This window comes from Pantoea sp. PNA 14-12 (genome assembly GCF_004364735.1).
GTDB lineage: Bacteria > Pseudomonadota > Gammaproteobacteria > Enterobacterales > Enterobacteriaceae > Pantoea > Pantoea stewartii.
Window position 1 is genome coordinate 918,395 of sequence record NZ_SOAJ01000001.1, and the last position, 11,482, is coordinate 929,876.

Consider the following 11,482-nt stretch of genomic DNA (forward strand, 5'->3'; position numbering starts at 1 on the left):
TGACGGCGTCGGGGGAAAAATCAGGGACAGACTATCCTGACCGGCGGGTCGGAGTGGGCGCAACCAGCACCCTGACGCCCAGCGCTTCAAAGGCCGCAATATGCGACGGGCTGATCCCACTGTCGGTGATCAGATAGTGGATGTGGCTCCAGTCGCAGGGCAGGGCAAACATCGAGACCTTGTCGATTTTGCTGGAGTCCGCCACAACATAAACGGTACTGGCGGAGTTAATCATCGCCATTTTCACTTTAATATCGGTTTCACTGGGGAAGCTCAGGCCCAGCCGCGGCGAAATACAGGCGGTGGCGAGAAACAGCTTTTCCGCCAGCACATTTTCAAAAAAGCTGGCCGCTTTCTCGCCCGACGTTGACAGCGTCGGAAACTTAAAGGTGCCGCCTGTCAGCAACACATTAATGCCGGGCTCACCGCCCAGTTTCAGGGCGATGTTGACGGCGGTGGTGACCACAGACAGACGGCGAATGTGGCTGATGGCATCGGCAATTGCCGTCGTTGTCGTACCGGAATCGAAAATCACCGTATCGCCATTTTCGATGTGCTGTGCGGCCAGACGACCAATGGCGTCTTTCTCTTCCAGATGCGTCTGACGTTCAAGCTGCAACAGGCCGGTGTTCTGCTTGCCTGTCATCAGCGTTGCGCCACCATGATAGCGTTGTACAAATCCCTGTTTTTGCAGCATGCGCAGGTCGGTCCGCAGCGTGGCCTCGGTAAGCCCAAAGGTTTGGGTTAACGCTTTAACCGTTACCGTGCCGTCTTCCCGAATCATCTCTAAAATCTTTTCACGCCGCTGCTGCATTTCAGCTAACTGCTCAGTTTTGCTTTTCAATCGAAATGCTCCCTCTTTTACTTGCATCGGGCTTCGTGCATTCACGCGCTGTGAAAGAGTTTACCTTGCCGGTTTCGCGTTGGCGAGTGAGCGCCGATTCTCTGTTTGTTTTCGAACGAAAATGAATGTGACTTATTGTCGCCTCCTGTCTCTCACCCTGTCACCGTTTGCACCGCCTGTTTCACGGGAGCTGTAATCTGGATCACGGGATTTTAACGGGCTGTCGCTGCCTGAAGGGCATTTTCGCGAAATTTGATCTTAGCCACATTAACCATCAATTCGATAGCATATATTTTTGTTCGAAAATGATTGTGGGGAATTAAAAACCTGAGAGGACAGTCGGATGAGCAGTGAATATGACGTTAACCTGCGTTATGGCGTAGACAACAACATGGATCTCAGCGGCAAAGTAGCCGTGGTGACGGGCGGCCTGGGCGGCATTGCCATGGCCAGTAACGAGATGCTGTTGAAGAAAGGGGCTCGCCTGGCGCTGCTTTATCCGCCTTTTGAAGCCGAAAAAGCGGAACACCTGCGTGAGACGTTCGCTGGTCAGCCGGTGCAGCTGGTGTGCTGTGATGTGACGGAACCTGCCGACGTTGAACGGGCGTTCGGGGCGGTGGAAAACCACTACGGACATATCGACATTCTGGTGAACTGCGCGGGTTATGTGATGCTCCAGCCGGTGCTGGACACCGAATTTGCGGAATGGCAAAAGCAGATCGCCGTCAATCTGACCGGGCCTTTTCTGTGCTCGCAGGCAGTGGCGAAACGCATGGTCCGGGCTGGCAACGGCGGCAAGATTATTAATATCGCCTCTCAGGCGGCCTCCATCGCTATCGACAACCATGTGGCCTATACCTCGGCGAAAGCTGGCCTGCTGGGTATGACAAAGGTGATGGCGAAAGAGTTCGCCCCGCACCGCATTAACGTCAATACCTTATCACCGACGGTGGTACTGACGCCCATGGGCGAAAAAGCCTGGCGCGGTGAGAAGGGCACAGAAATGAAAAAACTCATCCCCTTAGGCCGCTTTGCCTATACCGACGAAATTGCCGCCGCCGTCCTGTTCTTTGCCAGCAATGGCAGCGACATGATCACCGGTGCTGACCTGATGATCGACGGTGGATTCACCATCTGGTAAGGCGACCGGCCCCGTCATCTTTTCCCTGCCACAACGATAATAGCGAGACATCACCATGAAAAAAACGACGTTGCTCTGTACTTCGATTGCCGCCTGCCTGTTTTCCCACGCGGCGCTTGCCGTGGAAAAGGGCACCATCATGATTTTGGTTAACTCCCTGGATAATCCCTATTACGCCTCAGAAGCGAAGGGGGCCAATCTGAAAGCGCAGGAACTGGGCTACAAAACCTCGGTGCTGTCTCATGGTGAGGATGTCAAAAAACAAAATGAGCTGATCGATGCGGCCATCGGCAAAAAAGTGCAGGGCATCATTCTGGATAACGCGGACTCGACAGCCAGCGTCGCGGCCATTAAGAAAGCGAAAGACGCCGGGATACCGGTGGTGTTAATCAATCGCGAAATCCCGGTAGACGATGTGGCGCTGGAACAAATCACCCATAACAATTTTCAGGCCGGTTCGGATGTGGCCAACGTGTTTGTCGAGAAAATGGGTGAGAAAGGCAAGTATGCCGAGCTGACCTGTAACCTCGCAGACAACAACTGCGTCACCCGTTCAAAATCCTTCCACCAGGTGCTGGAACAGTATCCCGATATGCAAAGCATCGCCCGTCAGGATGCCAAAGGCACGCTTATCGACGGCAAACGCATCATGGACAGCATTTTACAGGCCCACCCGGACGTAAAAGGGGTGATTTGCGGTAATGGTCCGGTTGCGCTGGGCGCGATTGCCGCACTAAAAGCGGCAGGCCGCAACGATGTGGTCGTGGTCGGGATTGACGGCAGCAATGACGAGCGTGATGCGGTGAAAGCCGGGACCTTAAAAGCCACCGTCATGCTGCAGGCCCAGGCGATTGCCGCGCAGGGCATGACTGACCTGGATAACTACATCCAGAAGGGCGTCAAGCCGGAGAAACAACGTGTGATGTTCCGCGGCATTCTGATCACGCCAGACAATGCCAAAAACGTACAAGATTTTAACTACAAGTCGTAATTCACGCGTATTGCGCCCGTCTTTACGGGCGCCAGGGAGAATGTATGTACAACCAACTCTGTCTGATAGTGGTGGTCGCCGCGCTGAGTGGCTGCCGTATTGTCTCACAGCAGGAACTGGCCGATCTCAAGAATCCCCCCAATCCGCACATGGCCAACATCCACGCCCTCTGGCAGCAGAAGCTGGTTCCGCAGATCGTCGCTCAGGCCAGACCGCTGGGCGAGTTGATGCAGCGGCTGCAGGCAGAGAAGGATCTGGACAGCGCCTGTAAGGCGCTCGGCTATCGCTCACAAAGCGAAAACCCCTGTGTCTTTAGCGTCAGTGTCAGCGGCGATGTCACGGCGCTGGAGACCACCTCGCGCAACGGCAAAATGAAGGTCAAAGATGCATCAGGTGACACTGTCACTATTCAGACGGGCCCGATTATTCGTGGTACGGCGCTGCGGGATGCGTATAAAGGCATCAGCTATCAGGACTTCAACAATCAGGACCTGTTCAGTGATTTTGGCAAAGCCATTAATCAGCAGGCCGTCAACATGATGAAGGACAGCCATATCAAAACCGGTGATCACGTCCAGGTGGTAGGGGTGTTCAGTAGTTGGGATATTCCGCGCGCCCTTCCTGCTATCACGCCAGCCCAGATTACGCGTCAGTGAGGAGGTGATCATGCCTGAAGCGCAACCGCAAGACGACGTCATTATTGAAACGCGTGGCCTGTCACGCGTGTATCCCGGTGTGACCGCGCTGGATCAGGTCAATTATCGGGTGTATCGCAACAAAGTAAATGTGCTGATCGGGGAGAACGGCGCAGGCAAATCCACCATGATGAAGATGCTGGCGGGGGTTGAAACGCCCTCATCAGGTGAAATCTGGCTGGATGGCAAGCCGGTTACGCTCAGTTCCACTCATCAGGCTGAGAAGTTGGGCATCAGCATTATTTTTCAGGAACTGAACCTGTTCCCCAATATGAACGTGATGGACAACATCTTTATCGCCAACGAATTCTTTCAGCGCGGCGTCATCAATGAAAAGTACCAGTATCAGCTGGCCCAGGCGCTGCTGGAGCGGCTGGAGCTGGACATCGATCCCTGTGCGCCGCTGGATGAGTTAGGCATTGGTCATCAACAACTGGTAGAGATCGCCCGGGCGCTGTCAAAGGACACGCGCGTGCTGATCATGGACGAACCCACCAGCGCCCTGAGTCAGTCGGAAGTCAAAGTGCTGTTCAACGTGATTGAGCAACTCAAGCGACGTGGCGTCACCATCATTTATATCTCCCATCGGCTGGAAGAACTGATGGAAATTGGCGACCACATCACCATTTTCCGGGACGGGCGCTTTATTGCGGAACGGGAGGTGCGCGAGGCCAGCGTGCCCTGGATCATTGCGCAAATGGTGGGCGACAAGAAAAAACACTTCGACTATCAGCCTGCCGTACAGGGCGAAACGGTACTGAAAGTCGACGGGCTGACGGCGCTGCATCAGAACGGCGGTTACCGCCTGAATGCAGTCAGTTTTAGCCTGCGCAAAGGCGAGGTGATTGGGATTTATGGTCTGCTGGGTGCCGGGCGAACGGAGCTGTTTAAAGGTCTGATCGGGCTACAGCCCTGTCAGGACGGGCATATCTGTCTGGGTGAGCAGCGACTGGATACCTGTAATTTTCAGCAGCGGCTCAGGCGTGGGATTGCGCTGGTGCCGGAGGATCGCAAGGGCGAAGGCATCGTGGGGTTGATGTCGATCACCGCCAACATGACGTTGTCCGATCTCAGCCTGCGCGGGTTTCGACGCGCGCTGGGCCTCGTAAACCCTGAACGGGAGCAGCAGCGGGTGAATGACATGATTCGGCAGCTGGCCATTAAAGTCAGCGACAGCGAACTGCCCATCACCTCGCTGAGCGGCGGCAACCAACAGAAAGTGGTGCTGGGCAAAGCGCTGATGACCGGTCCTCAGGTCGTCCTGCTCGATGAACCCACGCGCGGCATTGATGTGGGCGCCAAAACCGATGTGTACCACCTGATTGGTCAGCTGGCGCAACAGGGGCTGGCGGTCATGTTTTCGTCGTCTGAACTGGTTGAGGTCATGGCGCTGGCCGATCGCATTCTGGTGATGGCCGACGGCCGTATTACTGCCGATCTTCCCCGCGCGGATGCCACGCGCGAAAAACTGATTAGCGCGTCAACCCCGCAAGCCTGAGGTGCCGGAGAACTCCATGAACCAAAAATATCTGCTTTATATGTATTTGCTCAAGGCGCGTACCTTTATTGCCTTACTGATCGTCGTCGGTTTCTTTAGCGTCATGGTGCCGAATTTTCTGACGCCCTCTAACGTACTGATCATGACGCAGCATGTGGCGATTACCGGCCTGCTGGCGATTGGCATGACGCTTGTCATCCTGACCGGCGGCATTGATCTCTCGGTGGGCGCGGTTGCCGGTATCTGCGGTATGGTCGCGGGGGCGTTGCTGACCGCAGGCATCCCGTTATGGGACGGGAACCGGCTCTTCCTGAACGTGCCGGAGGTGATTCTGGTGGTAGCGCTGTTTGGTGTGCTGGTGGGCATGCTTAACGGGACGATAATTACCCGGTTGGGCGTCGCCCCCTTCATCTGTACCCTGGGCGTGATGTATGTCGCCCGCGGCGCGGCGCTGCTGTTTAACGATGGCGCGACCTATGCCAACCTGGTGGGCCTGCCTGCGTTAGGCAACACCGGCTTCGCGTGGTTAGGATCGGGCACCTTCCTGGGCGTGTACATTCCGATCTGGCTGATGATCGGCTTCCTGCTGCTTGGCCTTTATCTCACCCGTAAAACGCCGCTTGGTCGCTACATCTATGCGACGGGCGGCAATGAACCGGCCGCAAGGCTGGCCGGTGTGCCGATTATCAAAGTGAAAGTATTCGTCTATGCCTTTTCGGGCCTGTGTGCCGCACTGGTCGGCCTGATCGTTGCCTCCCAGTTACAGACTGCGCATCCGATGACCGGCAATATGTTTGAAATGGATGCTATCGGTGCCACGGTGCTGGGCGGTACCGCGCTGGCGGGGGGGCGCGGTCGTCTCTCCGGCTCAATCATCGGGGCCTTTGTTATCGTCTTTCTGGCTGACGGCATGGTCATGATGGGCGTCAGTGATTTCTGGCAAATGGTGATCAAGGGCGTGGTGATAGTGACCGCCGTGGTGATTGACCAGTTCCAGCAGCGCCTGCAGAGCAAAGTGATACTGTTGCGTCGTCATGAAAAAAAGCAGCCGGTCACGCCACGGGCTGATATCAGTCATGGATAACAGGGGAGCAGCATGAACCGCAATTTTAGTGGAAAAACCGTGGTGATCACCGGCGCCTGCCGCGGGATTGGTGCCGGCATCGCCGCCCGCTTTGCCCAGGACGGCGCAAACCTTGTGATGGTCTCCAATGCTGATCGGGTATTTGCCACGGCCGACAGTCTTCGCGCCACCGGGGCCGCTATCCTGGCCCTGCAGGCGGATGTCACGGATGAAGCGCAGGTACAACGCCTGTATCGGCAGGCCGCAGAACGTTTTGGCGGCATTGACGTGTCGATTCAAAACGCAGGGATTATCACCATTGATGCGTTTGATGCGCTGCCGAAAAGCGATTTCGAGCGCGTGCTCGCCGTCAATACCACCGGTGTCTGGCTGTGCTGTCGTGAGGCGGCCAAATACATGGTGCAGCAAAACGGCGGCAGCCTGATCAATACGTCCTCCGGCCAGGGACGCAAAGGCTTTATCTACACGCCGCATTACGCCGCCAGTAAAATGGGGGTAATCGGTATTACACAAAGTCTGGCACTGGAACTGGCGCGCTGGAACATTACCGTGAATGCGTTTTGCCCGGGCATTATTGAAAGTGAAATGTGGGATTACAACGATCGGGCCTGGGGGGCCATTCTCAGCAGCGATAAGAAAACCTATGGCAAAGGCGAACTGATGGCGGAGTGGGTCGACACAATTCCGTTGAAGCGCGCCGGACAGCCGCAGGATGTGGCCGGGCTGGTGGCGTTTTTGGCCTCGGATGATGCGCGCTATATTACCGGGCAAACGATCAATGTGGACGGCGGATTGATTTTCTCCTGATGTTTTCCCCGGCGCGTTACGTCGGTGAAGGGTTATCTTAACGCCGTTTCATACGGGGTTTGCCGCTTCGCTGAGCACAAATATCGCTTCAAATCATTAATCTGTGTCACATTATGCTAAAATAGTCTGCGCTGGTTTTGTCATTCTCGTTGAGAAACCACCTGATAATGTTTATGCCCGGACCTGATGATGTGATTTACAGACCTGTTCTCCTCGCGTTGACTGTCATGACGGCCATCGCCGCCGCCCCTGTTCGTGCGCTGCAAGCCGACAGTCAGATTCCTGCCACCCCGTTTGGCGATCCCGCTCGTTTCCGGCAGTCGCTTGACGACCTTCCGTCGCTGGGGCATGTCGAAGAGGATCATCAGTGGAGTGAAAAACTGGCGAAGGCGGCGAAAAGCATTGCAGAAGCCAGTGAAAGCAGCAGCGATGTGACCTTTGGTCAGCAGGCCGGGCAGTGGGCGTTTAATCATCTGCGTGACGAAGTTGCGACGCGGGTGGAAACGGAAGGGCAGTCGCTGCTCTCTCCCTACGGTAATGCAGAATTCGACCTGAAAGTTGACATGGACGGCAATTTTGACGGGACCGGCGGTAATCTGTTTAGTCCGCTGGCCGATGAAAACCGCTATCTGACGTTTAGTCAGCTTGGTCTGCACGATACGGTGGAAGGGGTGGTCGGTAATGCGGGACTGGGCCAGCGCTGGGATCTGGGCAACTGGCTGTTAGGCTACAACAGTTTTATCGATCGCAGTTTTCGCAGCGGCCTCCAGCGCGCATCGGTGGGAACGGAAGCCTGGAGCAACAACCTGCGGCTCTCCGCTAATTACTATCATCCGCTTTCAGGATGGCGCAATCGTGACAGCAGCCAGCAATACCGCATGGCCGAAGGTTACGACATCACCACTCAAAGCTATCTTCCTTTTTACCGTCAACTGGGCGTGTCATTCAGTTATCAGCAGTATCTGGGTGAAAAGGTTGATCTGTTTAACAGCGGTAATCGCTACCACAATCCGGCGGCACTCTCGCTCGGGCTGTCTTACACGCCCGTGCCGCTGGTGACCTTCACGGCCAGCCACAAAACCAGCAGTGCCGGCGAGACCCAGGATCAGGTTGGGCTGAAACTGAATTACCGTTTTGGCGTGGCTTTAAGCCGCCAGCTGGATGCCAGTAACGTCGCCGAGATGCGTTCGTTGCGTGGCAGTCGCTACGATACCGTCACGCGCAGCCAAACGCCGGTAATGGCTTACCGGCAGCGCAAAACCCTCTCCGTGTTTCTGGCGACGCCGCCATGGCAGCTTAATCCGGGCGAGAGCGTTCCACTTAAGCTGCAGGTACGCGCCAGTCATGCGATTAAGGGGCTGAGCTGGCAGGGCGACACGGCGGCGCTGAGTCTGACTGCTCCCCCGAACAACAGTGCAACGGACGGCTGGAGCGTGATTGTGCCGCCGTGGGACAGCACGCCAGGGGCCAGCAATACTTACCATCTGTCGGTTACGGTCGAAGACAGTAAACAACAGCGCGTCACGTCCAACTGGATCACCCTCAGGGTCCAGCCGCCGTTGTCGCTGGATGAGCCGCCCGCGGAACAGGCGGAGGCGCGCTCGCCGGTTACCGATCCGCTGAGCTTCAGCGACTAACGTCACAATAAAGTGTGATTTTTGTCACACTTTTTCACTGGTAAAAGCACACGCACACTCGCAGAATCGGCAAAAATATCCATTCATCTGCACACCATGATTCTTCGACCCCCCAACCATTGGTTTATCCGCCTGTTTGCCTGGCATGGCTCTGTTCTGCCCGATATCCTGTTCCGCCTGTTTCTTAACCTGTTAATGTCGCTGCTCGCCCTAGCGTTGCTGGACTGGTATGAAACCCTGGGCATTAAGCTCACGCTGGCGCCGTTCAGCCTGTTGGGCGTCTCCATCGCTATCTTTCTGGGTTTCCGTAACAGCGTTTGCTATGCGCGATTCAGCGAGGCCCGCCTGTTACTGGGGGCGTTGCTGATTGCCTGCCGTAATATTTTGCGTCAGGTTATTGCCTTCTGTCCGGCAGATGCGGAGCGGGTGCAGGCCATGCTGCTGGCATTCTGTGCCAGTCTGAAACATCAACTCCGTCATACGGATGCACGTGACGACCTGACGCGCCTGCTGGGCAGCGAGGCCGAGGTGCTGCTGGGCCAGCACTCGGCGGCAAATATGCTGCATCTGCAATTGTCGCAGTGGCTGGCAAAGCAGCGACAAATAGGGGTAATCAGCGATATTGTCTGGAGCACGATTGACAACAACCTCAACCAGATTGCGGCAGTGCTGGGAGGATGTGAACGGCTGGCCAGCATGCCGGTGCCGTTTGCCTATGGCTTGCTGCTACGGCGTACCGTTTATCTGTTTTGTGCGTTGCTGCCGTTTGCGCTGGCGCCGGACCTGCATGCGATGACGCCGCTGGTGTCGATGTTTATTTCCTACACCTTTTTGTCACTCGATACGCTGGCGGAAGAGCTGGAAATGCCGTTTGGCTATAAGAATAACCATCTGCCGATGGATGCTATCTGCATCAACATAGAAATCAATTTGCGGGAAATGTCGGGAGAGAAGGATCTGCCCCAACCGATGCAGCCGGACTGTCACTATCGCCTGAGCTGAGAGGACGGGGTAAAGAGAAACGGCCCGTCAGACACAGGCCGGGCCGTTTAACAATGAGGGGGTAACGCTTAGAACTGGTAGACCAGACCTACCGCTGTAATGTCATCTGTTGCCAGACCCAGCGGATTATTTTTCTTCAGCAGGTTAATACGGTATTCGCCGTACACCGACATGTTTTTATTGAAGTAGTAAGTTGCACCCACAGAAGAGTATTTATACAGATCGGCATCACCGATACCTTCAATGTCTTTGCCTTTTGAGGTGACGTAGCTTAATGAAGGGCGTAAGCCATTCAGGAACTGGTATTGCGCAACAAATTCCATGTTCTGTGCTTTGTTAGCGAAACCGGTCGCACTGGAAGGCATCGGTGTGGCGTTAAGCGTTTCACCGTACATTGCTGCCAGATAAATCTGGTTAGCATCATACTTAACAGATGTTGCCCATACCTGTCCTTTGTCACCGCGACCAAAAGTCGCTGCGTTTTGTGCCTGAGTACGTTGCAGGCTTGAGTAAGCGCCAGCAAAACTCAAACCAAAATCAAAGTCATATGAGGTAGATAAAGCAAAGCCATCGCCATTCGCACGGCTCACCTGCAGACCGGCATTGTTGGTCGAGGTACGATCGTTCTTACCTTCGTACTGTGCCGCAATGTTCCAGCCCTTCACCAGACCAAAGAAGTCTTTATTGCGCCAGGTCAGTACACCACCTGAGCGAGCAGTCAGGAAGGCGTCGTTATAGGCAGAGTCTCCACCCCATACCGGCAACATATCGGTGTAGCTTAATGCGTCATAAACCAGACCGTAGTTACGGCCGTAGTCCAGTGAACCCAGTTCGCCATATTTCAGCCCGGCATAACCCAGGCGGGTTTTGTTACCGGTGTTGGCATCTGCACCTTCAGAGTTTTTGACGCTGAACTGGTACTGCCAGAAACCATAGCCAGTGAGTTGATCGGTGATGGCGGTTTCGCCTTTAAAACCGATGCGGGCATAGGAAGTGAGATCGCCATTATTTGACGGATCATCTGAAAAATAATGCGAAACGTTAACCTTGCCTTGTAAATCCAGCTTATTTCCGTCTTTATTATAAATTTGTGCGGCCTGAGCAGTCGGCAGGCCGATCAGTAACGGCATTAATGCCGCCACTAAAGTGCGCTTCATCATTTATTATTTACCCTGTGGTTGTCTTATTATTTGCCCCTCTGGTGGGGTGAAAAGAAAATGACACAAATTGTTAATTCAGCCTAGCGCAATAAGTGTAACTAAATGTGTATTTCAGGGAACTAAACGATAAAAACGCCTTTGCTGACTGGCTTGTGGCCGGTATTATTGTTTTTTCTTATGAATTATCTGGCAATAAAAAGAAGAAAATCTCATATATAACAGTCATTTGATTTATATCATTAACGTGCCCTGTTCAGACCAGTAAAAAAACGAAAGCGCTAGCGACCGTGGTGAAATAATCAACCTTTTATGACTAAAAAATAATCTAAAAAGGACAGGTTTCATATCATTAGTCTGCGTAGTAATTGTAATTCTGGCCTGGTACAGGTTATTAAATTCCTGATAGTCACCCTGGAAATAAAATAAAAAAACAGATGAATAATTATAAATTATGAAACCAGGAGTAATTTATTCCAGTTCATTCTTTTGTCTTTTATTTGAGTTAATTCATCCCGGTCATAATAGTTTTCTTTTGTTTTGCACAACAACCATGCAAGCGCCCCATTGTGAGGCGCACTTTGCACGCTTTTAAACAAATAATTTATCAGCGATCACAAAAGCAA

At 54.0% G+C, this 11,482-nt stretch carries 10 protein-coding genes; 8 read left to right on the top strand and 2 right to left on the bottom strand.

Going from position 1 to position 11,482, the window contains the following annotated elements:
- Window positions 1-31: 31 nt before the first annotated feature.
- Window positions 32-844, bottom strand: coding sequence for a DeoR/GlpR family DNA-binding transcription regulator (locus tag C7434_RS04420; protein WP_033741089.1), 813 nt, complete (start codon window positions 842-844; stop codon window positions 32-34).
- A 343-nt stretch (window positions 845-1,187) separates the two neighbouring features.
- On the opposite strand from C7434_RS04420, the gene C7434_RS04425 reads away from it, so the two are divergent.
- The 8 genes from C7434_RS04425 (at window position 1,188) to C7434_RS04460 (ending at window position 9,699) form a co-directional block, all read left to right on the top strand.
- Complete coding sequence (locus C7434_RS04425; protein WP_033741092.1) at window positions 1,188-1,985, top strand: GolD/DthD family dehydrogenase; 798 nt, start codon at window positions 1,188-1,190, stop codon at window positions 1,983-1,985.
- A 55-nt stretch (window positions 1,986-2,040) separates the two neighbouring features.
- Complete coding sequence (locus C7434_RS04430; RefSeq protein WP_033741095.1) at window positions 2,041-2,976, top strand: D-ribose ABC transporter substrate-binding protein; 936 nt, start codon at window positions 2,041-2,043, stop codon at window positions 2,974-2,976.
- Window positions 2,977-3,020: 44 nt separating this feature from the next.
- Window positions 3,021-3,632: a DUF2291 domain-containing protein gene (locus C7434_RS04435; protein WP_133745191.1), complete on the top strand. Its 612-nt coding sequence runs from the start codon at window positions 3,021-3,023 to the stop codon at window positions 3,630-3,632.
- Window positions 3,633-3,642: 10 nt separating this feature from the next.
- Window positions 3,643-5,169 (top strand): sugar ABC transporter ATP-binding protein, encoded by a 1,527-nt coding sequence (locus C7434_RS04440; RefSeq protein WP_033741096.1) that lies wholly within the window; start codon window positions 3,643-3,645, stop codon window positions 5,167-5,169.
- A gap of 16 nt (window positions 5,170-5,185) precedes the next feature.
- A complete protein-coding gene (locus tag C7434_RS04445) occupies window positions 5,186-6,253 on the top strand; it encodes an ABC transporter permease (RefSeq protein ID WP_033741097.1) in 1,068 nt (355 codons plus the stop codon).
- 12 nt (window positions 6,254-6,265) lie between these two features.
- Window positions 6,266-7,060 carry a glucose 1-dehydrogenase gene (locus C7434_RS04450; RefSeq protein ID WP_033741098.1) on the top strand — a complete coding sequence of 265 codons (795 nt, stop codon included), beginning with the start codon at window positions 6,266-6,268 and terminating at the stop codon, window positions 7,058-7,060.
- Between the two features lie 164 nt (window positions 7,061-7,224).
- Window positions 7,225-8,697: a YchO/YchP family invasin gene (locus C7434_RS04455; protein WP_133745311.1), complete on the top strand. Its 1,473-nt coding sequence runs from the start codon at window positions 7,225-7,227 to the stop codon at window positions 8,695-8,697.
- Between the two features lie 96 nt (window positions 8,698-8,793).
- Complete coding sequence (locus C7434_RS04460; RefSeq protein WP_033741099.1) at window positions 8,794-9,699, top strand: bestrophin family ion channel; 906 nt, start codon at window positions 8,794-8,796, stop codon at window positions 9,697-9,699.
- 68 nt (window positions 9,700-9,767) lie between these two features.
- Here the strand turns inward: C7434_RS04460 and C7434_RS04465 are convergent, their stop codons facing one another.
- On the bottom strand, window positions 9,768-10,859 hold the full coding sequence (locus tag C7434_RS04465) for a porin (protein ID WP_033741100.1): 1,092 nt from the start codon (window positions 10,857-10,859) through the stop codon (window positions 9,768-9,770).
- Between the last annotated feature and the right edge of the window lie 623 nt (window positions 10,860-11,482).